This is a genomic window from Klebsiella sp. B345 (genome assembly GCF_051131735.1).
Lineage (GTDB): Bacteria > Pseudomonadota > Gammaproteobacteria > Enterobacterales > Enterobacteriaceae > Klebsiella.
The window spans coordinates 82,707-107,086 of record NZ_CP180444.1; the positions used below are offsets into that span (position 1 = coordinate 82,707).

Consider the following 24,380-nt stretch of genomic DNA (forward strand, 5'->3'; position numbering starts at 1 on the left):
TTGAAAAAACAGTCTGAAAGATACCAGATAGACGGAGGGCCACTGGTTTGCGGATTATTCGGCTTAAACCTGAGTCTGCAGTGCCAGTGTTGTCCTCATAACTAAGCAATCAGGCATAACAATCCCATACATCATTGAGTACACCGTATGTGATGTCGCACTATAAATCTCAGTATGATCGTGATATTGTTGAAATCTCCATTTTATCATCACTTTAATGCGTTACGTTTCATTTTGCTTCGTGCTCTTAGGGTTTATCCTTTTACTGTACGAAGTCCTCTAAAAAAGTAACGTTCTATCTTTTCCCCTTCGGTGTGCCTGCCAGGGGGCTTTTTTCTTCAGTGCATTTCTCAACACAAAACCGAGCGAACGATTCTTCCAGTGTAATCCAGATAACCTCGTTCTCCCAGGAGCACGGACCTCAGAATGACCAGAAGACGCTGATGAAACGGATTATCCTCCTTCGCAGTAAAGAACATGTAACCCCCTCAAACCCGGCCAGTATCGCCTCATCCATCTGATGGCGGTGGTCCCATGTATCCAGTGGTGCGTAGGGGATTCTTGTCCGGTGCAGGCTTTCGGACTGGCGACGGGAAGTACACAGGTGGGGTAAGGGTGATACCTTTTTTCACCAACGTCAGGCGGATGATCTCCACTACGGTGTCTTCTGCTTCTGTAGCTTTGAACCACGCCCATAAATCACATCCCGCTGAAGGTAGATATCTGCGACGGATTTACCCCCAGTTTTTCAGTACACGATTAATATGGTCATAAGATGACCGCTTGGTGATTAATAATTCAGACGCTATGTGGCCACAAAGAACGAGACGGGCTACGGTGAATTCCAGATTAGTTAACCGGACAGTATTTACTGCTGGTGGACCGGCAGAGTTATTGATCTTTTCATAACTGTAGAGATAAAAACATTCATTTTCGGTTGTGATATCGATAAATTTACCAAAATCCTGCTATGGCCGAATAATAAAAGACAAAAATGAGGGCACAACGATCCTGCCCGAGTATTGATAGCACCCAAAAAAATGCCCGCTCCGAGAGGCGGGCTTAAAACTGCAGGTGGAAAGTGGTGACGACAAAGAATGGATTCCTGATAGTCCGAGCTACCGATTTACCAGAAAAATGTTAGATTTTTTGCCGTTACTATTACTAACAATAGTAAGGTAAATAAAGAGTGCAAGTATTCGGAGCATATTGAGGTCTATATCAGCCAGAGTGAAAACTGATTTTGTCACGCGAACACCGTTGTCGTCATCCCATACCCTGAATCAAAGAATGTGTCTTCTCAGAGTGTTACTTTCCGGACATCATGCAAAGCACAACCGATATGCAAGTTATTCAGGCTCCATCCATGTCGATTTAAAATCGAACCAGCCGAGATTGTTCAGGTGGATCCCCTGAGCCTGCTCAGGCCCTTTCAGGCGCATCCAGTGATGGAACAGCGGCTGCAACCACCCCTCACCCACCACATTTTGCACCAGTTGTTGAGAGGTCAATGTTTCTTCTCGCCATTGCTGCAACCACCGGTTGAAAATCACGGTATTACCACCAGAAATGTGGCCTCTTAACAAGGGCATACCCAACAACCATGCCCCTACGTTCCATGCTTCGGGAACAGGAAAGTTGACAGTTCCCAACCAGAGGTCCACTTTTGCCTCTCCCGTGGCCCAGCGTTCATATTCTAACTCAATGAGCTCAAGCTCGATGCCAGAATCGGCAAGAACATCTCTCATATCACCAGCCAACATTCGGTATTCAGGATGCTGTGCGTGATAAGCTAACTTTAAGCGGCAAGGTATCTTTGGCGGCTGCGATTGACCGGCATCCATGCAGTGAAACCATGCAGGTAACAGGCTCCCGGTCGGAACCCAAAATTGTCGAATCGGCTCGATCAGTTTCTGTATTAACAGGTTCGGATTGAGCTTTTCGCGCAGCCAGCGTCGGTTTTCAATGCTCTGCCACTGGCTGGAGCGGTTGTCACAAAGCAAAAAGTACCCGCCGCGCTCAAGAAACATCTCGCTTGAAAGATCAGACGGTTTACCTGTGAAATTAACAGCACGGCCGGCAGCATAATCCACGTCACTAATGCTTGAACTCAGCCAGGCGGCAGACTGCCCAGGCACGGCATTAACTGCTGTCGATTTGGCCGGTTTATCACCTGATGACAGTGTGGCAAGATCAGCCCACATCAATACTTCCACCTCATCAAGCAAGGCCCGAAAGCCGAAATAGCGGTCATAGGCTTTTAGAAGCAGACGCCAGTCGTTATTTTCACTCACCTGATATGGCCCGGTTCCGACGGGATGTGCGGCAAAATCGGCACGCAAGGCGTGGTCGGCAGGCAAAATCAGCGCTGTCGGGTGAGACAATAAAAGCGGAAGTTGTGGGTCTGCCTGGCTGAGCTCAACCACTACACTCAGTGCACCGCCCTGACAGATACGCTGAATATGAGAGAAAAGCGGATTGCTCGCGCAGCGGGTCAACGATTCAACCACATCCTCGCTGGTCAGCTCCCGTCCGTCGTGAAACAACACTCCTGGGCGCAAATAGAATCGCCAGTGCAGTTCGTCAACCTGACGCCATTGATGTGCGAGATCGGGCTCTGGTGTGCCAGTATTCTCATTGATACGGGTGAGCCCGTTAAAAATTTGTCTGACCAGATGCAGCTCCGAACGACGCAGCGGAGTGCCGGGGTAAAGATTAGGCATGGTGCGGTAATACGGCACGCTAAGCGACTGGTAGTCATTGCGGATGCTATAACCCAGCTTGCTTCGAAGCAGTGAAGTCACCAGTTGTTTTTCTTCGCCAAGCAGACTGAGTGCTTCGTCAAAACTGCCTTCATCGATAAGCTTGTCGGCTTTTTCAACCAGCATCTGATGGGAATTTCTCAGCAGATTCAACTGTGACCGATGCCCTCGTCCTGCAACCGATAACCAGTCAACCCAGCCCAATGTCTGCATCTGTACCAACAGGCTGCGCATATGCCTTTTACTGCAGTGAAGCTTATCCGCCAGTTCCTGCAGGGTCGTACTGCCGGTCTGTGCCGGGAAAATATCTAACAGGCGCAGATATTGTTGTTCAAGTCGTCGACTGGTCATAAAAGAGGAGCTCCGATGCATAAACTTCAGCCGTTTTTAATCTCATCTTTTTAAGCCATTATTTCCCAAACCGCAACGGGTGATGGTTAACCCAGGGGGTCCATCCCGTTTGATAACAGACGTATTTATCTGAAGGCATTCGTTATGACTAAACATTTGAACAAAGATACCACTATCTGCATGTCACTGGCCGCAAGACCAAGTAATTTTGGTACGCGTTTTCATAATTATCTCTACGACGCGATGGATCTCGATTACCTGTATAAGGCCTTTACTACCCGGGATTTGAAAGCCGCTATCGGCGGCGTTCGCGCATTAGGTATTCGTGGCTGTGCAATCTCAATGCCGTTCAAAGAGGAGTGTATTCCGATGCTGGATGAACTCGATGCCTCTGCAAAGGCCATCAACTCGGTAAATACCATTGTGAATAACGACGGCTATCTCAAGGCCTATAACACCGACTACATCGCCATAGCCACTTTGCTGAAGCAGTATAAGGTTCCCACCGACTTTACCTTTGCCCTGCGCGGCAGCGGCGGCATGGCGAAAGCGGTGGCCTGTGCACTCAAAGATGCTGGTTTCAGTAAAGGGGTTATAGTTGCTAAAAATGAAAAAACGGGCCCTGAATTAGCCGGACTGTATGGCTTTGACTGGCGCAAAGAGATGGGGGATCTGAACGCTGACCTTCTCATTAACGCAACACCTATCGGTATGGCAAATGGCGAGGACGCCGACAAACTTTCCTTTACGCAGCAGCAGATTGAACAGGCACAGATAATCTTCGAGGTCGTTGCTCTCCCGGCAGAAACTCCGTTGGTCTCCTGTGCCAAAAGTAAGAACAAGGTCGTCATTACTGGCGCTGAAGTGTTTGCGATTCAGGCCGTAGAGCAGTTTGTTCTTTATACCGGTGTCAGGCCTGATAATGAACTGTTTCTGCAGGCGGCCCGTCACGCTCGTGCCGGAGTCTAAAGCACCAAATCTCACCTCAGTCTTTAATATAAAAGCATATCGATACTCGTTATCCGATAACAAAAAATAGAAGGTGTACCCTATGAATAACAGCATTTATAAACATCTAATGACCGGCGTGTCACATATGCTTCCCCTTGTCGTCGCCGGAGGGCTGTGTATTGCCCTTTCCTTTGTTTTTGGTATACAGGCATTTAAAGAACCTGGCACGCTTGCCGCCGCATTAATGGACATAGGAGGTAAGGCGGCTTTTGCCCTGATGGTTCCGGTACTGGCAGGATACATCGCCTTTTCTGTTGCCGATCGCCCCGGTCTCGCGCCGGGTTTAATCGGTGGCATGCTGGCCAGTCTGGGAGGCGCAGGATTTCTGGGGGGCATTGTCGCTGGCTTTCTTGCCGGTTATACCGCTAAAGCCCTGATTGAGAAAATCAGGCTCCCTGCAGAGATGGATGCCCTGAAACCCATTTTGGTCGTCCCATTGCTGGCAACATTAATCACCGGGCTTATCATGATTTACGTGGTGGGTGGACCCGTTGCTGCAGCCATGAGTGCCCTCACCACATTTCTTGCCAGTATGACCACTGCCAATGCCGTGCTGTTGGGTATATTACTTGGTGCGATGCAGTGCTTCGACCTCGGAGGGCCAGTTAACAAAGCCGCTTATACCTTTGGCGTCGGTCTTCTTGCATCTCAAACATACGGTCCGATGGCTGCGATTATGGCCGCAGGCATGGTACCTGCCTTAGGAATGGGCGTTGCGACCTGGCTTGCAAAATCAAAATTCACGCAATCTGAACGTGAGGCGGGTAAAGCATCATTTGTCCTAGGACTGTGTTTTATCTCCGAAGGAGCAATCCCCTTTGCAGCTCGTGACCCTTTTCGGGTTATCCCGTCGACCATGGTTGGCGGTGCATTAGCAGGCGGTTTGTCGATGTACTTTGGTTGTACCCTGATGGCACCACACGGCGGATTATTTGTCCTGGCAATACCCCATGCGGTGGGCCACGTCGGGATGTATCTGTTTTCTATTATTGCTGGAACGGTAGCCACTGGCGCGATGTATTCGGTATTAAAACTATCAAGCGTTGCGAAGAAGGATCTGGTTATAGCGGAGTAAAGAATTGAGAAAACAATACCTGTCTTTGGCGCTACCTCAATAGCGGTAACGACATGCTGCAATTAGAAGTGAATTTTCAGTGACTGCGTATACGAACCGGTGCTTTTCTGTAATTCGTCGAGACCAGAACCCCGAGAGATGATGCTTTAGAGGTTCTGGTTTACCTTCAAAGGGGGTTCTACGGATATCTTTGATGAGATCATTGATCCTTTTAACCATTCGCTTATCTGTCTCCTGCCTGTACAGATAATCATCCCATGCTTCCTCAGACCAGGTTAGCTTCACTCAATGATATCCTTTTCCGTACCTCTTCCTGATTTCAGACTGTCTATTAAATCCATCAATCTCCGGGCGTTAGCCGGGGATCGCAGAAGATACGCAGTTTCTTTAAGAGAGTTACATTCTTCGAGCGACATAAGAACACAAGCTTCTCCGTTCTGACGAGTAATTAGAATTGGGACGTTATCTTCAATGGTTTTCAGCATAGTTGCTGATAAATTCTGGCGTGCTTCGCTATAACTGATTGTACGCATGTAAATCTGCTTTGTTGTACCGAACGTTGTACAATGATGATTGGCAAGTAATTATTTATTAAGTTAAATTAAAATCAATGAATTGAGTGATGCTAAAAAGAGTCCCAAGAAGAACAATGTCAGCGTGTTGATTATGAAAGGTTCGAAGCCAAAACGGGTACAAAAACCTTTAACACCTTCATTCAGCAGATCCCGGCCATTGCCTACCCCGACCTGAAGGGCAGTGTTTTGCGTACGGTAAATAGCATCCTTAAGAAGTATCCCATTGCGTCTCGTGACCCAATTCGGGGTATCCAGTCGACCATGGTTGGCGGTTCATCGGCTGGTGGTTTGTGTTTGTCAATGTTTTTTGGTTGTATCTTAAATAGTACTGATCCTGACTCAAAATCAGTGATCTTCGTCTTTTGCAGACTTCGGATAAATTCAGCCGGAGTCATGTCATTTAATGATGAATGCGTTCTCTCATGATTGTATTCCCTGCTCCAGTTGTTGAGTTTGTCCTGCGCATCTTCCAGTGACAGGAACCAGTAAGTGTCCATACGCCCATTTATCCAGAATTTTCGAGATAAAGCCGTTACTTTTTGCGGTTGGATTCTGTTCAAGCGTTAGCATCACGTAATGGCCAGGATTCGAAGAGGTAACCGTCGAAATTAAGATCATCAACATCTGAGAGTTCCAGCAGGCGGTTTTTCACATTCTCAAGATGCTGCCACATGGCTAATTTCGCGGCCCGTGCATCTTTTTTGATTAAAGCAGCAAGGATCTGTTTGTGATCGACCAACCATTCCTTACGGTACTGTGTATCACGTAAATGAAGATGGAGCTGAATCCACATGGGATTATTAACACGCCACTGCCAGGACTGCTTAAACAGCTCAACCAACATGCTATTATGAGTCGCTTCAGCAATTGCCAGATGAAATTGCATATCACCGACCTCGTGATCGTCAGAAACTGCCCCCTCCTCCTGCAACTGCAAAGCGCGGCGCATTTTTATGATGTCTTCACGGGTCGCCTGTAAGGCGGCGAATTCGGCTATGTTACTTTCCAGCAGTTGTCGGGCCTGGAGAAGTTCAAAAGGACCGGCATCATTACACTGGTTCGGTGTATTCTCGTCGCTGCTCTCTTCATCTCTGACAACACCCTCTTTCCCATCAGGAATGCGTACCACAAAAATACCAGCGCCCCGACGAACTTCAACGATGCCTTCGATTTCCAGCATGATCAACGCTTCACGTACGACCGTACGGCTGACTTCCAGCATGTCTGCTATTTCGCGTTCTGGTGGTAATCTCCCACCTACGGCATATTTTTTCTCAATGATCATCAGGCGCAGCATGGAGCCCACTTCCTGGTAGGGACGCTGCTGGAATAGAGCTTGTTTCATGGTGGCTGTGGCTTCACTTTTACCAAAATAACCCCGTAATATCGGGGATTACTCAGACTATAGCATAAGTTGTCAGTCAGCTATAGCCACACAAACCAAACAAGGACACCAATTAAATTCTGAACAAATACAATATTTTAACTTGATTTACAACATAGTAAAATGCACCGAAAGAAAAAATTGGCTGACCAATCACTGCCTGCGGTGCCTCACATTATTAGCTGACAAATAATGCCTGATCCACCGTAAAATAGCGCTGAGCATTATTGAAACAAATGTCCTGCACCATACGACTCAACATTACTTCATCATCAGGGATTTCGCCCTCTTCAGCCCATCGGCCAATCAGGTTACACAATAAACGTCGGAAATATTCATGCCGGGTATAGGACAGAAAACTACGAGAGTCGGTCAACATGCCGACAAACTGACTTAACAACCCCATCTGTGATAGCTGTTCCAACTGGCGCAACATGCCATCTTTCTGATCATTGAACCACCAACCAGAACCAAACTGTACCTTCCCGGAAATACCCGGCCCCTGGAAGTTGCCAATCATCGTCGCCAGCACTTCGTTATCACGTGGATTGAGGCAGTAAAGAATCGTTTTCGGCAGCTCGTTGGTCATATCCATGCTATCGAGCAACCGGGCAAGCGGCTGACTGATATTATTATCGCCAATTGAGTCAAAACCGCTGTCCGGCCCAAGTAAACGGAACATTCGCGTATTGTTGTTACGAATAGCCCCAATGTGCAGTTGCATCACCCATCCCCGTGCCGCATACTGGCGCCCCAACCAGACCAAAACCGCCGTAGAAAATTGCGCAATCTCCAGCTCGCTGAGTTCATTGCCCGCGAGACGTTTAGCAAGAATAGTGTCGAGCTGCGCGTCGTTCGGTATCTGGGCAAAACGCACCGTTTCAATACCGTGATCCGACGCGCGGCACCCATGTGCAACAAAATGATCGAGACGACGGCGCAGCGCACAGCGCAGATCATCGAAGCAGGTAATGCTAATATCCGCTGCAGCTTCCAGCTTATGCAGATAATCAACAAAACCCTCCAGCTCGATTTTAAAGACCCGGTCAGGACGCCAGCTCGGTGCAACATCGATATCAACGCTTGCATCCTCGGCGATTTGCCGGTGATACCGCAAATCGTCAATGGGATCGTCGGTGGTGCCGACCATTCTTACATTCATCTGTCGCATGATCCCGCGGGCCGAAAACTCTGGGGTAGCCAGCTTTGCGTTGCAGTGTTCCCAAATAGCATCAGCGCTTTGCGGATCCAGCAGCGTATTCGTGATGCCGAAGGGACGACGTAACTCGAGGTGCGTCCAGTGGTACAGTGGGTTACCTAGTGTTTTTGGCACCGTGTCCGCCCAGGCAAGATATTTTTCGTAATCACTGACTTCTTTCCCGGTAATGAGTCTCTCCTCTACCCCCGCAGTACGTAGAGCTCGCCACTTATAATGGTCCCCTTCAAGCCAGATTTGCCCAAGATTTTCAAAACGGCGATCCTGCGCAATCTCTTTCGGGCTCAGGTGGCAATGGAAGTCGTAAATGGGCATTACTGCCGCATACCTGTGGTAGAGCGTGCGGGCAGTCTCATTTTTGAGTAAAAAGTCTTCCGTCATAAATGCAGTCATGGTTTTTCTCCTTTATTAATCACTGTAGAGATTCAAGCACCGCGCGTGCCCCGCGCTGTTCCAGCCGGACGTACGTCTCCATGACCGCATTTACGAACGAGCTATTTTCTGGCAGATCGCGACCAAAAATTGACTCAATTGCCAGTAGCGCACGTACACGTTCTTGCGCGCTATGATACTGCTGATGGATGGCCTGATAGCGGGTAAAAAGTGGATCGACGATATCTATCTTTTGTCCTTTATCGTCAAGACCACGAACGTAGCGCATCCATCCAGCAACGCCAAGAACCAGATGACGATGATCGGTTCCCTTTGCCAAATGGATACGAATTGGATCAAGCAGGCGTTGCGGTAGTTTCTGACTGCCATCCATTGCAATCTGCGAGGTACGGTGCCTGAGTGAAGGGTTGGTAAAACGGGAGAGTAGTAAATCAGCGTAACCCGATAAATCAGTGCCCTCAGGCATCGACAACGTGGGAGCTTGTTCATTCAGCATCAACTTCCGTACCGCCTGACGATATTCTGGATTAGCCATGGTATCGGCGATTGTTTCATAGCCGGCCAGATAGCCAAGATACGCCAGAAAAGAGTGACTGCCGTTCAGCATCCGTAGTTTCATCATTTCAAATGGTACGACGTCTTCGACAAACTGTGCCCCGACGTTGTCCCACTCCGGTCTGCCATTGACAAAGTTATCTTCTATCACCCACTGACGGAAAGGCTCGCAGGCTATACCACAGGGATCGAACACACCAAGCTGATCGGCAATCAGTTGTAGTGTCTCTTCCGTTGCTGCCGGAACAATACGGTCAACCATGGTACAAGGGAATGTTACGTTTTGCGCAATCCACGTCGCCAGCTCCGTCGAACGTGCCTTTGCCAGTCCTATAACCGCCGCTCTGGCAACGAGACCATTCTCTCGAACGTTATCACATGACAGAACGGTAAATGGCCTTACCCCATGCAGACGACGCATGTCTAAAGCCTCAACGATGTATCCAATAGCCGACTTAGGTTGTTGTGGTGATGTAAGGTCATGTTTAATCAGAGGGTTGTTCAGATCCAACTTGCCGCTGGCTGCATCCGTGCAGTAGCCCTTTTCCGTCACTGTCAGAGAAACAATCGCCGTCTCGGGACGCGTCATGGCTTTCAGAATCCCGTCACATCCATCAAATTCAGGGTGCAGAGCTTCTTTCATTGAGCCAATGATCTTAAGTTCTGTTATTTCCGCTCCGCGTTCTGCGACGGTATAAAGCAGATTTTGTGCTCTAAGGCTTTCAATCAACCGTGCATCGTTCCCCGGCATCAGGTTAACTTCACAGATCCCCCAGTCGCTGTCGCTACACTCCAGCAAATGGTGAGTAAACAACGCCTGATGTGCACGGTGAAACGCCCCGCATCCCAGGTGGACGATACGGGAAACCAGACGCGAACCGTCCCATTGCGGACGGGTAGCGGAAAGCGAGCCGCTAACGATATTTTGTTCCATGGCAAACTCCTGTCGTGCGATGACTTCACCCACGAAATGTGGGTGAGTATGTGTCTACTGCAGTGGATATAAATGCTGAATGGCCGGTGACGCCATCGGCGGAAACTTAATGACTGAAGAAGGCGCGCTGAATCGCCAGTTCGACTCCTCGTACTTCAGCCAACCCTTTCAGACGGCCAATTGCCGAGTAGCCCGGATTTGTTTTCTTTTTCAAATCGTCCAGCATCTGATGCCCATGGTCAGGACGCATAGGGATCAGATCCTCGTAGCCTTCGGCTTTACGGCGATACTCTTCCTCGACGATGGCCTTCACCACGGCATACATGTCCACATCACCATACAGATGCGCAGCTTCATGGAACGTTTTTGGGTTATCTTCACGCAATGTTGAGCGTAAATGCGTGAAGTAAATACGTGGGCCGAACAGTTGAATCATACTGACCAAATCGTTATCCGCACGGACGCCGTAGGAACCGGTACACATGGTGAAACCATTCGCCATGCTGTTGACGGTCTCCACCATCCACTGCATATCTTCAATGGTGGAGACTATACGCGGTAGACCTAGGATCGGGCGCGGCGGGTCATCAGGGTGTACCGCCATACGAACGCCGGTCGCTTCGGCAACCGGAACGATGGCTTTGAGGAAATACGCAAAGTTGTCACGCAATTTTGCTTTATCAATATTTTGATAAGTCGTCAGATGGGCGCGGAACTGATCTAGCGTATAGCCCTCTTCTGCTCCCGGAAGACCAGCAATTATATTGCGAGTCAGGCGTGCTTTATCTTCTTCACTCATGGCAGCGAAGCGTTGGTTGGCCAGCTCTATCTCTTCTGCTGTGTAATCAGTTTCTGCCCCTAGGCGTTGTAAGAGGTGTAACTCAAACGCTGCGAATTCTATCTGGTCAAAACGCAACGCTTTTGAACCATCCGGCAAAACATATTCAAGATCCGTGCGAGTCCAGTCCAGTACAGGCATGAAGTTGTAGCAAACGGTGTAGATCCCGCATTGTGCCAGGTTACGCAGCGTCTGTTGATAATTGTTTATCCACAGATCGTATTGACCACTGTGGGTTTTGATATCCTCATGAATCGGCACGCTCTCGACCACAGACCACTCGAGCCCCGCCTCTTCGACAATAGTTTTACGCTCCATAATCTCTTCAACAGACCAAACCAGCCCATTAGGGATATGGTGTAATGCGGTTACCACGCCACTTGCGCCAGCCTGACGTACATCGGCAAGCGTTACCGGGTCATTAGGGCCATACCAACGCCAGGTTTGTTTCATATTTCAACTCCTCTCTTACGATGAGATCGCTGTTTTATACAGCTCAAACAGGCTATAGCCATGTTTAGGGGGGACGAGTCATACAGTCAAACAACCCGCCAAACAAGCCAACCTATTGGTCGACCAATTAATTTTTTAATAAATGCCAATCCGTTCTTCATCGCACATGCTTCGTCAGGAGTCTCAAGGCCATACTCAGGCAGGTGCTGATGAACAAGCTAAGCAACTACCGAAAGTCACAACACCCCAGCTATCCTGAAGCCATCCGATGTCGTAGTGAAAATGCCCCTCCCGTCAGCATTACCGCAGCATAAAGTCATACTGGATACTCATCTTCACATCCCAGTAATTAAGTCTGTCACCTAGCGAACTGCCGTCGCGCTTTTCACGGCCCTTATCGGCGGCAAGGAATATATTCATCCCGCTGAGCGGCCCCTCGGCAACCCGATAGTTAACCGCGCCGAGCAGCCCCATACCTTCAATTTGTACATCTCGCTGACTGGATTCGTAGCCACGGGTGACAACTGGTGCCAGTGTTAAAGTCAGCTGCGGTGTCAGTCGATAGTTGGCCCCCATCTGCCAGGACTGCATCCCTTCGCGGTTGCGATCGAGGCTGAGTGAGAAGGGATAGCCAATATCTGTATCAACCACTGCACCATTCATCGAATGGCGGAGATATCCACCGCTGGCGAAAAGACTTCCCCACGGCGCACTCCAGGTCAACTGACCGCTGACCAATGCAGTCTCATTCGGCTGGCTTGACGAGCGGCTCAACCCATCAAGTCCGGCATAGAAACCCAATAGCTCGCCCTTCAGGGCATATCCCGACGACAACGGGATTGTTTGTTCAATAATGCTCTGCAGCTGGTGAGATACATCTCTCTGTACTGAGCCTCCCAGTGAATAACGGCTACGATCATCATGCCAGCTGGCGGTTAAAAATGAGCGAGATCGATGCTTATCGTATTTTCCGGTCTTACTGTTATATACACCTTCATCACGAATACCGGTTGCCGAGTCGGTCCATTGAAATACTCGTGTGCGCCACATTGCCCAAAGTTCAAAATTCTCTGTCGGAGCGAAATAACCTAAAGCGCCTTCGGAAACCGTAGGTAATGTACGCTGTGAACTGCTACCGATAAGGGGGATTCGCCACGGTAAACTCCCGTAACTATAATCCGTTCCAAAACGCCCTATTTTCAATCTAACATTGTCACCAGATTTTATTTTTAGAGCTCCAAGTGCATAGCCAAAACTTTCATGGTCATCTAAGTACCAGCGCGTACTCATATTATCTCGGGCGCCAAGTTTATAAACGTAATAGGCTCCCCCCTCTACCCCTATAAATTGAGAGTAATAACCACTGTTAAAATCAACGAGCCCTCCTTGCACCCAGGCATATATATCGCTCCCAGTACCGGCGCTGGGCTTGTCCGCTCTGCGCAACTCATTTTTCAATCTAAATCTTAATGCTGCTTCATCGTCAGAGATTTGTTCCGCTAATACAGAGGTACACACCGAGGCCACGGCTATAGCAATAGCCGTCAAACGTGTTATTTTATTCATCGTTTAACCTTTGGTTTTGTAATTATTTTATAATAAAACTATATGGCTATTATTTTTTAAAGTCGTCGATTAGTTTTTGTTGCGTTTTTTTACGCGCATCAATCTCTAAAATAATTTCTTTGAATTTCTGATCTGTTAGCGGATAAAACCACATAATAATAAATGCTAATAATAAGAATCCACAAGGTACCAGCGCAATCGACATACGGATACCCATAATGACTTCCGGTGTTTGCGCTTGGTTAGCAATATATCCGCTTAGCCCCAGAATAAATGCCGGAATTGAACCGCCGATGGCCTGACCACACTTGCGAGTAAAGGAAAACAGTGAGTAGGTTAACCCCTCAATTCTCACACCTGTCAGATACTCGCCATACTCGACAGTATCCGCCTCAAGTGCCCACATCACCGTCATCGATATTCCCTGACCAACAGAAGCGATGGCCAGCGCGGTGAGCGCAACAGGAACGGAATGAGCCGACATATAAAAAAACAACAGATAACCGCTAGTTCCAAGCAATGAGCCAATCAGGAAGGTGTTCTTTTTCCCAACACAAGTGACCAATCGCGGAACCATCGGAGCCGAGGCAACAGTTCCTATCAACATCTGAACCAATACCATCACCGAGAAAAGTCCAGCATCATTTAAAACATAACGAACATAAAATAATGAAGATGCACTGACCGCAAAGGTCGAGATAAGTAAACACAGTGCCCCAGCACACAGCATAATCAAGGGTCGATTTTGCTTTACCGTCTGTAAACTTATCTTCATCGAAGGCTGCGCCACGATACGCACGACATTTTCTTTGGTCGATTTAAAACAGACGAAATATAGCACAGTACCTGCAACTGCCAGGATAATAGTCCAGAAGAGATAAACATCCTGCATTTCAGTCGGACTGGCACTGCTAATCCGTGGCCCGATGAGAAACGCCAGACAAACAAAGGTGAGTGAGGCCGCGATACTGCGCGCAGCGCCAAGCCGGGCACGTGATTGCGGCTGTTGGGTCATGGCCGTCGCAAGTGAGCCATAAGGGATATTCACAAGGCTATAGCAAATTCCCAGTCCCATATAAGTAATATACGCGTAAATAACTTTGCTGCTGTGGCTCCACTCTGCGGGGACACAAAAAACCAGAACGCTGAAAACCATTAAAGGTGCTGAGCCGAAAAGCAGGAAAGGACGGAATTTTCCCCAACGCGTATTAACACTGTCCACAATACGCCCCGCCGTGACATCAGCAAAGGCGTCAAAAACACGCACCAGCAATAGCATCGTTCCCGCAGCTGCGGCACCGACGCCTGCGACGTCGGTGTAGTAGCTCAGAAGAAATAGTGCCCCCATAGCGAAGGCAAAATTATTAGCGACATCACCCAGACTATAGCCGATGATGGCGCGCCAGGAGAGCTGCTGGCTCATAATGACTCTCCCTGCTGAGGTTTCTCGCCAAATGTCATGGTAGTCCAGCGTTTTTTCAGCAGGAAAGCAGCGGATTTCGGTTTTCTATCGCGGGTAAAAATCCCTTTGCGGTTGCCACCAACGCGCATAATTCCTTGAGAAGTAGAAAAATCAGCAAAATTCCAGACCTGTTCGCCCACCACGGCACTAACCCGATCGAAAACACGGTGGTACATATCGAGCCACGCACACTGAAACTCTTCGCTCCACATATCGGTGTACATCGAATGCAGTCCGGCCATGGTATCAACACCATATTCGGTAATAATGATGGGACGATGAAGTTTGTCCTGCCATGCCAGCAGCTCTTTTTCCAGCACACGTTCAGCTTTCTCAAGATCGCCACTTTGTAAATACCATCCGTAGTAGCGGTTAAGGCAAACCACATCGAAAAGATCGGTGATCGTATCGCTTTCAGCATCACAGAACATCACATTGACACAGGTAATAGGTCGGGTCGGATCAAGCTCGCGTGTCGCAATCGCCAGAGGCTCAAAGTATTCCCTGGCCCCTTCAGGACGTGTATCCGGTTCATTGGCAATACTCCACATGACAACGCTTGGGTGGTTTTTATCGCGTGCGATGAGTTCCCGAATAGCCTGAAGGTGCGCCTGTTGGGTCCGATCATTAATTGCGCCATCGCCGTACAATGACGTCGGTTTTTCGCACGCATCAAAGCCAATGCCCAGAGACAGGTTAAAGCCGACTGCAGCTGTCTCATCGATTATGACAATGCCCTGCTCATCCGCCCAGTCGAGCATCTCCTCAGCATAGGGATAATGTGATGTTCGATATGAGTTCGCACCAATCCATTCCATTAGCGCATGGTCGTGGACCATCAGGACGTTATCAAATCCTTTCCCTCGTAAGTCGGCATCTTCATGACGCCCAAACCCAGTGAAATAAAAAGGTTTGTTGTTAATCAGAAACTGTTCTCCCTTCACTTCAACTGAACGGATACCCACGCGCAGCGGGTATTCATCACGCTCTGCCGAGTCAGACAAAACCACTTTAAAATTATATAGATAGCCTTCACCAGGCTGCCACAAGCATGGGGAAGTCAATCGTAACTGGCCCTCAGCCCCTTGCCCTGAAGCGACAAGTTGCTGTTCCGCATCACGTAATTCAACAGCAATATTTCCCTTGCCCGTAACTTGCCAACAAATGGTGGCCTCTTCACCATTCTCACTGACATGGGTCACCACAGTGATATCTTCAACGAAAGAGCGTGGAGTGGTATAGAGCATGACACTGCGATGAATGCCGGCATAGTTAAAGAAATCATGGAAATAGGATTGTTGCTTCTTACCATTATCATCACATGTCACTATTCCTGGAGGAATCGTCTGCCAGTTGAGTTCGTTATTCACACAGACTGTGACCTGGACATTTTCACCCGGTGAAACAAGATGGCTAATATCAGCCTCAAAAGGTGTATACCCACCCTGATGTTCCATTAAAAAGTTATCGTTAACCCAGACCTTTCCATAATGCGTGACCGCGTCAAACCGTAGAACAATACGTTGGTTACCCCACCCATTCGGAATAAATACCTGCCGCTGATACCAGACGTTCCCAACGTAATTGCGAATATCAGCATCGGCGAACTGATCGTTAAAGCTACCAGGTACTGCAATCGCACGACTTGGAGAAAGCGGGCGCTTCCACCATTGCTGTGCCATGCCGCAATCAGCAGTATCCAGACAGAATGACCACAGACCATCTAGTTTCTTGATTTCTCGGGTTGAAGTTTCAACAGGACGTAACATCACAACTCTCCTTTTCTTTGTGGGTGATTGGTCAACCAAAAAAAGTACAAGTTAACCAGTTCATAGACCGCATTGTTATCACGGATGAATCACTGCGGAGAATCCACACCACAAAGAACTGAAGAGAATGTCATAAAATTAAAATTTGCAATGTAGTTTATGCTACACCAATCACATATACATAAAACCACCAATTGACATAGAGTGAAAAATACCCAACCGAACGTTCATTCTAATTTCCCTGCATGTGTTTCTCACTTCGGAAAGGCTACGCAACATAAAATATTGGTTGACCAAAAAAGTTAATTTGCCGGTAGGCGTCAATCTAATCACCGGTTACACTGTTGTTTTCGAAGAAGAATCGAGCAACCTTAATGGGTAAAACATTATCCGGAATGTCAACGCGTACCAGGATCCTGAAGGCCGCAAGAGAGTGCTTTGCAGAAAATGGTTTTCATAACACGTCAATGAAAACCATCTGCAAGGCCAGCGACATGAGTCCTGGAACCTTGTATCACCACTTCGTGTCAAAAGAGGCCTTGATTCAGGCCATAATCCTTGAAGATCAGGAAAGAGCCTTAACCCGCTTCCGTCATCCACTCGAAGGCGTTGGCCTGGTAGATTATCTGGTGGACTCTATGATTGACGTCACACATGAAGATTGCGCTCAACGCGCGTTAGTTATGGAAATAATGGCGGAGGGGATGCGAAATCCTCAGGTCGCGGACATGCTCAAAAGCAAATACCAGACCATCACAGATTTCCTCGTTGCACGTTTCAACGATGCGCAGGCCAAAGGGGAGATCGGCAATAATATCAATAACAGAAAGGCGGCCAGGTTACTGTTATCTCTGACCTATGGCATCTTGTCCGATATTGAAGCAGATGAAAATTCACGGGATGCTGATTTCGCAATGACATTTCGCGATATGATCGGCGGAATGCTGCATGTAGGAAACACCGTCAACAAACAAGGTACATGAGCGCATTTGTTCTGATCTGCAATTCTCAATTCAGAAACAAAATTTAGGAATGATGCCCCCCTCCCCTGAACCAAGGTGTGCAGGGTGATCCCAAAACACCGGTTTGTCATTCAGGGCCATTTTCAGGACCACACACTCAGTTCTGTCTGCGGTTTCCTTATGCCGTCGCCTTAGTCAGAAATGGACTTGTCTTCTAAGTATCCCAGCTTTAGTTCCATGCATTTTTTGAGTATTCCGGGCTTTCCGCCATCAGTCGGTACCCTTCCGGCGTCAGGTTGTTCAGGGATTCATGAGGTCGCTCGCTGTTATAATCCATCAGCCAGTGCTCTGTAATTTCCCTGGCTTCATTCAGGGTTCTGAACAGATAAAAATCCAGGATTTCTGTCCGGTACGTCCGGTTAAAGCGTTCGATAAACGCATTCTGCGTCGACTTACCTAGTTTGATAAATTCCAGCATCACACCATGTTCCTCAGCCCATTGTGCCAGCACCAGTGAGACCCGTTTTGGACCGTTGTCCATCCGCATCTTCAGCGGATAGCCCCGGTTTGCAACGATCCTGTCCAGCACTCTGACCACCCACTGCGTCGGGATATTCAGGTCGATTTCTATCGCCAGTGCTTCACGGTTAAAATCATCCACCACATTGAAGGTTCGGAAGCGTCTGCCACAGACCAGCGCATCGTGCATAAAATCGATGGACCAGCTCTGGTTCAACGCTCCTGGCGTCACCAGTGCCACCGGGTTGCGTACCGGCAGACGCTGCTTTCCCTTGCGGCAAAAATTCAGTTTCAGTAGACAGTAATGTGGTGAGCGCGTTTATGATCCCAGGCCTTACCCTGCCTGCGTAGCAACTGGAACAGCTTATTAAAACCATACCGTGGGTAGCGCTCTGCCAGCTAAGCCAGCAACTGGATCACCGGTTCATTACGCCGGGTATTGGGCTGTTAAAAATACACTGTCCTGCTCAGCGATAATGTCCTGCATGCCTTGCGTAAACTCATGGCAAATTGCGCCGTCAGATAGCTGACGAGTTTACGCTTTATCGCTGGTTTTAAACTTTTTTCGATAACGTCTTTCAGGGCCCGGTATTCAAGGCTGATATCGGCAAACATTTGTTTGAGACGACGATTTTCATCCTCGAGGTCTTTTATCTTTTAAAATCAGAGGCTGATATACCACCAAACTTCGCGTTCCAGTTGTAATAACTGGCTTCGGATATACCGGCTTCACGGCAGACATCCGTCCGGCTTCGACGGACTTCAGAACGGTAATGATCTGGTGTTCGGTGAATCGGGCTTTACGCATGGTGATCTCCTCAGAGGACATAATCAGTATGTCGGAAGATCTCCAAAAGTGAATGGTGCGGATTGCAGGGATGCTTACAGCCATCCATCCGATATCACCCCGGCAATCTGGCAGCCCAGACGCCCCTTAAAGCCAATGAGGTACGGAAGTTCAGTGACAATGAGGTCAACGGCGCAGTCGGGGAACCCACGCACGTGAGTCTGGCAGCGGGAAGCAGGCTACCTACCGCACCAGACTGAAGAAGGGGTACCCGCACATATATCCACAAAGGGATGGCTTAACTCTGTGGATAACCTGGAGGTAGGTGCCGGAGAAGAGCCGTAAAGCTGACACCATACCACCTGTTCGTTTTTTAACCTCAATGAAAAGGAAACATCAGCGGGGACGGAATTTATCTCCGACCAGGGACAGGCCGACATAAACGCCCGCTCCCCAGATAACTTGCGACAAGACAAAAATCCAGTGCGGGACTTCGAACACCAGAAGAGGAAGCAGGCATATGGTTACGATGCCAATCAGCCGACTGCCGTATTTTCTTCGTACAGGTTCACTGCTGTCTAACGGGACGCCGGCAAACCTGAGGATATTTCTGAAACCGGGTGGCATAAAGACCTCTTCGGCAATGAAATTCATTTGCTATTAGTATATTACAGGATAACTAGTTCAGTGCCGCCCTTGCATGCGTTTTTGTTACATGACACTTTTATCGCCATCACAGCAGTGGGTTTATCGAGGGGCGGCGTAAAGAGGCTTGCAAAAATAAGCTGTCGGAAACAATTCCTGTATATATACACAGCAAAAAAAGACAATGAAATTCACACCAGCAACACTCAACCCAGGAATACCAACTCTTCCGCTTTCACTGAACGATGAGCGGCAGGTTTTCCCTCCCCTGCCGCCGATTACACCGAATCAGAACTGGGCCTCTACGAGTATTGTATTCGCCGGCGTCTCTCGACCGATCTTGTCAGGACCATAGGAAATTCGATGACGGACATCGGTCTTTATTCCGGCGAACTGCTGGTCGTTGATAAAGCGGAAAAAATCCAGCATGGCAATATCGTTATTGCCGAGATTGAGGACGAGTCTTTTTTTCATGCTGACGCGCTCTTTCATGGCACCGATGATGACAGCTCGCATCAGGACCTAGCATTCTGCGCGCATCAGCAGGCTGTCCTCACAAATCATGGTATTCAGATTATCCATCAGGGTGTCCAGTCGGGTTTCCGTGACTTTCATGGTTCAGCTGTTGTTCCTTGTGGAGGTTGTGGGCGGTCCCGGTTCTCATGCACCAGGCCGGAGATCCACAGCCAGGGTTTTGCTACGCCTGTTGGTCACGCTCAGATGAACGTGGCCAGCTGAAGACAGCAGGCTCATTGCTCCGGCGTCATTCCACACCATCACCGTGGCCAGATGCTCCGCCACCTCCCGTCCCGTGTAACCGGCCAGGATAGCCAGAGCTCGGGCGGCCGCTTCACGGGACGGCGGACTGCGGAACCCAAATCCATCCGTAATCAGGAGCCACTGCAGACGTTCAGTCCAGCTCTCGCCGGGTTTGCGTACCGGCGAAAACACGATGTCCACCAGTTGATCACGCCTGCAGTACAGCTGCTGTCGTTCCAGGTCGTCCAGCAGACAGTTTAGCTCGCGCGGTCAGATGCTTCCTGACTCATCAGCGGCCAGCGGATGCGATGCCACTGCAGCTCCTGCACCTGGTCGGCGGTGAACCCCGCGCGGGACAGCAGGTCAGCCAGCGCGGCTTCCGTGTCATCATAGCTGGCAGCAGTGAGCGGGAATGCCTCCGGACTGTCGCGCAGAACCTGCATCAGGCGCGCCGGCGCCGGCAGGCCGCGGAGCGTTTCGTCAGGGGTGATAACGGCCTGCCTGACCTCCTCATTCAGACCGGTGATCCCCTCTGCCCGTAACGCGACGTCCAGCTGGCAGTACCAGGTCTCCGTCAGGTCCACCGGGTCGGTACCGTTCAGCATGCCTGACGATTTTTCATCAAACTGGAACTTCCGGATACAGGTCAAATCAAAACGGCGTAAACTCCAGGCGCCACTCCCGACCGCAGTGCCGGCGAACTTCCCGGTTTCACAATCTAGCTTGCAGCGCGTAGAAGATTGTTTGCTGTTATCTTTAGCTAGCCTGGCCTCCATCTGTAATACCTGTCCCTCCCTGCGTCAGTTTACGTTTGCTGATGATCCCCCCCCGGACGCGGATTTCCTGGATAAGTTATCCTACTCGCCCGGCGGACTCTATCGGCTCCGCCATAATCTAGTCTTCATAGCCGTCAAACTGAATGTATTGCGCGAACGATACTGACTGATACTTCCATAAAGCCGAATCTCCCTGTTCCCCCCAACAATCTGTCGTAGCATGCTCCCTATTGAACATAGATTTGTAGGTAGCAACAAGGTTCCTCCCCACGACGGCATATAGGCTTAAGTCCTGAAAGCTGACTACTTTCCCAGATGCAAACTAATGTTCAACTGACCCGTGGGACCGTGGTCCCAGTGATATACCGATGTTCAATCTGGCCCGTGGGACCATGGTCCCAGTGATATACCGATATTCAATCTGACCCGTGGGACCGTGGTCCCAGTGACATGCCAATGTTCAATCTGGCCCGTGGGACCGTGGTCCCAGTGATATACCGATATTCAAGCTAACCCGTGGGACCGTGGTCCCAGCGACATACTGATGTTCAATCTGGCCCGTGGGACCGTGATCCCAGCGACATACCAATGTTCAACTGACCCGTGGGACCGTGGTCCCAGTGATATACCGATATTCAAGCTGACCCGTGGGACCGTGGTCCCAGTGACATGCCAATGTTCAATCTGGCCCGTGGGACCGTGGTCCCAGTTGAGCTCAGGGTAGTATGAGCTCAACAAAAGTCATTGTAAGGAAGTGAATGAAGCAGCAGGCCAGGAAAGAATTCCAGAGCCCGCTCAGGAAAGAAGTGGGGTGAGGACAGAAAAAAGAGGAAACTATAATTGCATTACATACGGAAACTTCCTATCAGGACGCAGGTATCGCCAGTTCCTTCAGAATAGCTTCTATCTTCTCGATACATTCCACAGGAACTCGGGTCTTATCGAGACTCAGTATAACTTTATCACCCTTGTACAGCGCAGAAGCACCGGGGACAAACTGATGCCGCGTGCTCAGATTTGGTCTGCTGGCAGGTATCGGCTTCAGCGCGGAAGTCAGGAGTGCGATGACTTCATCCGGTTCAAATATCACGCCCGCTTTCTTCTGGTCATGCAAATCAGCAGCCTGCTGCAGGAGTAATGCTTCTTTATCTGAAAACGCCTTGTGAAGTGCTTCGCCAGCCCGGGCAGACAGTTCGCCAGGGTGAGAGAAGAGGGCAACGACGGACTTTGGTAATTTTGATGTATTGATACAACGGCTGATGATTTTCCGTGAAATGTTTTCTGCATCAGCAAGCGCTGAGACATTCCCGGAAAACTCGTTCTGCAGACGATATGCATAACGCTGACCACGTTCATACGCACTGGTTGGACGGTAGTCATTACCCAGTCTGGATAATGCTGACATCTGTTCATCGTCGAGATCACCAACCAGGATGCGATAGTCACTGGATGTCAGGATCGCTGCTTTACGACGGCGGCTACCATCAGCCACTTCAATAACACCGGAAACCCGACGGCCAAACGCCGGTGTTTGCTGGCCAGCCAGTAAGAATGAAGGGATCAGGTCATCAAGAGCATCTTCTGTCAGGAGTTCCTGGTCACGTTCATTGCCCGACCAGACCCGTGAGGTATTTTCAACAAGGCTACCCGGGATGGCTTCCAGAGTGAATTTGACCTCACGTCCGCATACGGGCAGCGCGATGGTGTTCCCACGAGCCATTGCGCCGACTCGGGCGATTAAAGAATCAACCATCGGTGCGGCCGGCGCCGGAGAAGAAGGGGTTTCCGCTGAAGGCGTAGTAACCGTATGTTTTGGAATGACTGGCGCACGTTTCATTATCTAATCTCCCAACGCGGTTTAATCAGGCGATCAAAAATTTCATTACAGACGGGTTCCCAGATAGACAGCGCATTTCTCCAGGCGCCGGTTGAAGAACGTTGATCAATAGCCTGCTCAAAAACAGTTCTCATGCGGATCTGCCCTTTGCCCACTTCATCTGTTTCACGGACGACATTCTTGAGAACCATACTTCCCCAGGCATCCCTGATTTGTTCTTCCATCCAGGGTGACTGCGAGCCGTTGTTATTGCTGTATTTGGTTAACAGGATCCGCACATCAGGTTCAAACCCTTTAAGGTCAACGTTCTTCAGCAGATCGCGCAGCATGTCGAAGAACTGCAAGGCAGAGGTGTAGTCAAACAATTCAGCAGGAGTCGGAACGATTAGTACATCGGCAGCACACACGACATTAATAGTACCAATACCCAGGTTTGGGGCACTGTCTATCACAATGACATCATAATCATGAGCCACGGTCTCAATCGCAAGGCGAAGCATCAGGTGCGGATCGGTGGGGAGTTTACCTTCATCGAATTTTCCCATCAGTTCTGTTTCGATACGATGAAGTGCCAGACAGGAAGGGATGATATCTAGGCCCGGCCAGCAGGTCGGTTTAACGGCATAGCCGGCATCATCTTTTTCCCCAAGATAGAAGGGGAGTAACGTATCTTCTGCATGAATATGAAGATCGGGCACCCATCCGTGGTACATCGATGCGGTACCCTGCGGATCATTGCCTTCAACCAGCAGAACACGTAACCCTTTCAGCGCGAGATCCTGAGCAAGGTGAACCGAGACAGAAGTTTTATAGACGCCGCCTTTATGGGCAGCGACACCGATCACCGGCGGGAAAGAATCTTCAGAACGACGCAGGCGGGTACCGAAGACATCCCGCATGTGGTTGATTTGTTCGATGGTGTAGCCAACACGCTGTTCAACCCTGCCACGGGTCTCCAGATCGGGGTGTGGCAGCCGGCCGGCTTTTTCTGCATCCCTGATAGCCTGAGAAGATACTCCGACTAAATCTGCTGCTTCGCCTATTCTCCAGCGGCGGGTAATTTTTCGTGCTTCCGGACTGTCATCATTAAACTGGGCAATAGCGATTGCCTTTGTCATTTCATGACCAGCCGTAATGCACTGGTTAAGTGTATCCATTAATCCCATTTGAGCATCCTTTAATCATCACTTTGCATTATTTTATTAAATCTTGGAAATTAATGCAAAGCAACAATAAAAAAGCAAAGCAAGGCAAAACATGCAAAGATGGTCACAGAATATACGGAAGTTGTATGTAGTCTCTACACAACCCATGTAGTTTGCATATCGCAGTCAATAATAATGACTGCCGCTCGCCGCAGTAAGTGATCTCACGAAGTGAGAAAGCGTCGAGGAAGCGGAAAAGTGCTGTGATGGCAGGGAGCAATGACGCGCAGGAGCTGGCTTCAGAGAGTGATTCAGGTGTATTTATAATATTGACTGCGGTATGCAGTATCTTGACTGTGGTGTGTTCACTGATTGTATTGAGGTAAACAGAGTATTCTATAAGGATCCTTTGCATACCGCAGTGAAGATAAGATCCTGCTCTGAGGTTCACTGGGCGCTATTCTTTTGGTCAAAGGGTATGTTCGTTGTGAGTAAGAGACTGTTTTTTGGTTCTGAAAGGTTTTGATGAGGGTTCTGGATCTTGTTATTCACAGGGCCGATCCAATAAATTGATCCAAAAGAGATCCCTAGTGAGATCAAAAGAGA

The 24,380-nt window shown here is 49.1% G+C and carries 17 protein-coding genes and 6 pseudogenes; 5 read left to right on the forward strand and 18 right to left on the reverse strand.

What is annotated here, in order from left to right:
- Positions 1-1,349: 1,349 nt before the first annotated feature.
- Positions 1,350-3,113 (reverse strand): SgrR family transcriptional regulator, encoded by a 1,764-nt coding sequence (locus tag ACMYSO_RS25465; protein ID WP_434670951.1) that lies wholly within the window; start codon positions 3,111-3,113, stop codon positions 1,350-1,352.
- Between the two features lie 144 nt (positions 3,114-3,257).
- On the opposite strand from ACMYSO_RS25465, the gene ACMYSO_RS25470 reads away from it, so the two are divergent.
- Entirely contained in the window at positions 3,258-4,082 is an 825-nt protein-coding gene (locus ACMYSO_RS25470; protein ID WP_434670952.1) for a shikimate 5-dehydrogenase, read from the forward strand.
- Positions 4,083-4,176: 94 nt separating this feature from the next.
- Positions 4,177-5,199 (forward strand): annotated as a pseudogene (locus tag ACMYSO_RS25475) (fructose-specific PTS transporter subunit EIIC); the annotation flags it as partial.
- A 36-nt stretch (positions 5,200-5,235) separates the two neighbouring features.
- Here the strand turns inward: ACMYSO_RS25475 and ACMYSO_RS25480 are convergent.
- Both ACMYSO_RS25480 and yefM read right to left on the reverse strand, forming a co-directional pair.
- The gene (locus tag ACMYSO_RS25480; protein WP_434670953.1) at positions 5,236-5,484 is read right to left on the reverse strand and encodes a Txe/YoeB family addiction module toxin; all 249 of its coding nucleotides are present in this window, start codon (positions 5,482-5,484) and stop codon (positions 5,236-5,238) included.
- On the reverse strand, positions 5,481-5,732 hold the full coding sequence (gene yefM / locus ACMYSO_RS25485; RefSeq protein WP_434670954.1) for a YoeB-YefM toxin-antitoxin system antitoxin YefM: 252 nt from the start codon (positions 5,730-5,732) through the stop codon (positions 5,481-5,483). Before yefM ends, ACMYSO_RS25480 begins: the two co-directional genes overlap by 4 nt.
- A gap of 261 nt (positions 5,733-5,993) precedes the next feature.
- Between yefM and ACMYSO_RS25490 the strand changes: the two are divergent.
- Positions 5,994-6,095, forward strand: a pseudogene (locus tag ACMYSO_RS25490) (hypothetical protein); the annotation flags it as partial.
- Between the two features lie 38 nt (positions 6,096-6,133).
- Here the strand turns inward: ACMYSO_RS25490 and ACMYSO_RS25495 are convergent.
- From ACMYSO_RS25495 to uidA, 8 genes and pseudogenes are all read right to left on the reverse strand, one after another.
- Positions 6,134-6,259 (reverse strand): annotated as a pseudogene (locus tag ACMYSO_RS25495) (integrase core domain-containing protein); the annotation flags it as partial.
- A 71-nt stretch (positions 6,260-6,330) separates the two neighbouring features.
- On the reverse strand, positions 6,331-7,119 hold the full coding sequence (gene uxuR / locus ACMYSO_RS25500) for a Uxu operon transcriptional regulator (RefSeq protein WP_044715335.1): 789 nt from the start codon (positions 7,117-7,119) through the stop codon (positions 6,331-6,333).
- Between the two features lie 217 nt (positions 7,120-7,336).
- Positions 7,337-8,767 (reverse strand): glucuronate isomerase, encoded by a 1,431-nt coding sequence (gene uxaC / locus ACMYSO_RS25505; RefSeq protein WP_434670955.1) that lies wholly within the window; start codon positions 8,765-8,767, stop codon positions 7,337-7,339.
- 19 nt (positions 8,768-8,786) lie between these two features.
- Positions 8,787-10,256: a fructuronate reductase gene (locus ACMYSO_RS25510; protein ID WP_434670956.1), complete on the reverse strand. Its 1,470-nt coding sequence runs from the start codon at positions 10,254-10,256 to the stop codon at positions 8,787-8,789.
- Positions 10,257-10,362: 106 nt separating this feature from the next.
- On the reverse strand, positions 10,363-11,547 hold the full coding sequence (uxuA, locus tag ACMYSO_RS25515; RefSeq protein ID WP_434670957.1) for a mannonate dehydratase: 1,185 nt from the start codon (positions 11,545-11,547) through the stop codon (positions 10,363-10,365).
- 300 nt (positions 11,548-11,847) lie between these two features.
- Entirely contained in the window at positions 11,848-13,113 is a 1,266-nt protein-coding gene (gene uidC, locus ACMYSO_RS25520) for a glucuronide uptake porin UidC (RefSeq protein ID WP_434670958.1), read from the reverse strand.
- A 49-nt stretch (positions 13,114-13,162) separates the two neighbouring features.
- Positions 13,163-14,536 (reverse strand): glucuronide transporter, encoded by a 1,374-nt coding sequence (uidB, locus tag ACMYSO_RS25525; RefSeq protein WP_434670959.1) that lies wholly within the window; start codon positions 14,534-14,536, stop codon positions 13,163-13,165.
- The gene (gene uidA / locus ACMYSO_RS25530) at positions 14,533-16,344 is read right to left on the reverse strand and encodes a beta-glucuronidase (protein WP_434670960.1); all 1,812 of its coding nucleotides are present in this window, start codon (positions 16,342-16,344) and stop codon (positions 14,533-14,535) included. The genes uidB and uidA overlap by 4 nt, the downstream gene beginning before the upstream one ends.
- Positions 16,345-16,718: 374 nt before the next feature.
- Between uidA and ACMYSO_RS25535 the strand changes: the two genes are divergently transcribed.
- Entirely contained in the window at positions 16,719-17,327 is a 609-nt protein-coding gene (locus ACMYSO_RS25535) for a TetR/AcrR family transcriptional regulator (RefSeq protein WP_058656692.1), read from the forward strand.
- A 208-nt stretch (positions 17,328-17,535) separates the two neighbouring features.
- Here the strand turns inward: ACMYSO_RS25535 and ACMYSO_RS25540 are convergent.
- A pseudogene (locus ACMYSO_RS25540) lies at positions 17,536-18,633 on the reverse strand (IS3 family transposase).
- Positions 18,634-19,008: 375 nt separating this feature from the next.
- A complete protein-coding gene (locus ACMYSO_RS25545; protein WP_434671041.1) occupies positions 19,009-19,239 on the reverse strand; it encodes a hypothetical protein in 231 nt (76 codons plus the stop codon).
- 202 nt (positions 19,240-19,441) lie between these two features.
- Between ACMYSO_RS25545 and ACMYSO_RS25550 the strand changes: the two are divergent.
- Positions 19,442-19,719 (forward strand): annotated as a pseudogene (locus tag ACMYSO_RS25550) (S24 family peptidase); the annotation flags it as partial.
- A 63-nt stretch (positions 19,720-19,782) separates the two neighbouring features.
- On the opposite strand, the pseudogene ACMYSO_RS25555 reads toward ACMYSO_RS25550, so the two are convergent.
- The 5 genes and pseudogenes from ACMYSO_RS25555 to sopA all read right to left on the reverse strand — a co-directional run.
- Positions 19,783-19,872: pseudogene (locus ACMYSO_RS25555) on the reverse strand (DNA-binding protein); the annotation flags it as partial.
- 45 nt (positions 19,873-19,917) lie between these two features.
- Positions 19,918-20,208 (reverse strand): hypothetical protein, encoded by a 291-nt coding sequence (locus ACMYSO_RS25560; RefSeq protein WP_434670961.1) that lies wholly within the window; start codon positions 20,206-20,208, stop codon positions 19,918-19,920.
- Positions 20,209-20,273: 65 nt separating this feature from the next.
- Positions 20,274-20,792 carry a hypothetical protein gene (locus tag ACMYSO_RS25565; protein WP_434670962.1) on the reverse strand — a complete coding sequence of 173 codons (519 nt, stop codon included), beginning with the start codon at positions 20,790-20,792 and terminating at the stop codon, positions 20,274-20,276.
- 865 nt (positions 20,793-21,657) lie between these two features.
- Entirely contained in the window at positions 21,658-22,629 is a 972-nt protein-coding gene (locus ACMYSO_RS25570; RefSeq protein ID WP_434670963.1) for a ParB/RepB/Spo0J family plasmid partition protein, read from the reverse strand.
- Positions 22,629-23,795 carry a plasmid-partitioning protein SopA gene (gene sopA / locus ACMYSO_RS25575; RefSeq protein ID WP_418343676.1) on the reverse strand — a complete coding sequence of 389 codons (1,167 nt, stop codon included), beginning with the start codon at positions 23,793-23,795 and terminating at the stop codon, positions 22,629-22,631. Before sopA ends, ACMYSO_RS25570 begins: the two co-directional genes overlap by 1 nt.
- Positions 23,796-24,380 lie beyond the last annotated feature (585 nt).

What these genes read in the sequence shown, in the direction of transcription:
- ACMYSO_RS25570 (WP_434670963.1), bottom strand. Translation starts at nt 22,629, where the DNA reads ATGAAACGTGCGCCAGTCATTCCAAAACATACGGTTACTACGCCTTCA.
- ACMYSO_RS25535 (WP_058656692.1), top strand. Translation starts at nt 16,719, where the DNA reads ATGGGTAAAACATTATCCGGAATGTCAACGCGTACCAGGATCCTGAAG.
- uxuR (WP_044715335.1), bottom strand. Translation starts at nt 7,119, where the DNA reads ATGAAACAAGCTCTATTCCAGCAGCGTCCCTACCAGGAAGTGGGCTCC.
- uidA (WP_434670960.1), bottom strand. Translation starts at nt 16,344, where the DNA reads ATGTTACGTCCTGTTGAAACTTCAACCCGAGAAATCAAGAAACTAGAT.
- uxaC (WP_434670955.1), bottom strand. Translation starts at nt 8,767, where the DNA reads ATGACTGCATTTATGACGGAAGACTTTTTACTCAAAAATGAGACTGCC.
- uidB (WP_434670959.1), bottom strand. Translation starts at nt 14,536, where the DNA reads ATGAGCCAGCAGCTCTCCTGGCGCGCCATCATCGGCTATAGTCTGGGT.
- ACMYSO_RS25470 (WP_434670952.1), top strand. Translation starts at nt 3,258, where the DNA reads ATGACTAAACATTTGAACAAAGATACCACTATCTGCATGTCACTGGCC.
- ACMYSO_RS25545 (WP_434671041.1), bottom strand. Translation starts at nt 19,239, where the DNA reads ATGCCACCCGGTTTCAGAAATATCCTCAGGTTTGCCGGCGTCCCGTTA.
- uxuA (WP_434670957.1), bottom strand. Translation starts at nt 11,547, where the DNA reads ATGAAACAAACCTGGCGTTGGTATGGCCCTAATGACCCGGTAACGCTT.
- ACMYSO_RS25465 (WP_434670951.1), bottom strand. Translation starts at nt 3,113, where the DNA reads ATGACCAGTCGACGACTTGAACAACAATATCTGCGCCTGTTAGATATT.
- sopA (WP_418343676.1), bottom strand. Translation starts at nt 23,795, where the DNA reads ATGGGATTAATGGATACACTTAACCAGTGCATTACGGCTGGTCATGAA.
- ACMYSO_RS25565 (WP_434670962.1), bottom strand. Translation starts at nt 20,792, where the DNA reads ATGGAGGCCAGGCTAGCTAAAGATAACAGCAAACAATCTTCTACGCGC.
- yefM (WP_434670954.1), bottom strand. Translation starts at nt 5,732, where the DNA reads ATGCGTACAATCAGTTATAGCGAAGCACGCCAGAATTTATCAGCAACT.
- uidC (WP_434670958.1), bottom strand. Translation starts at nt 13,113, where the DNA reads ATGAATAAAATAACACGTTTGACGGCTATTGCTATAGCCGTGGCCTCG.
- ACMYSO_RS25510 (WP_434670956.1), bottom strand. Translation starts at nt 10,256, where the DNA reads ATGGAACAAAATATCGTTAGCGGCTCGCTTTCCGCTACCCGTCCGCAA.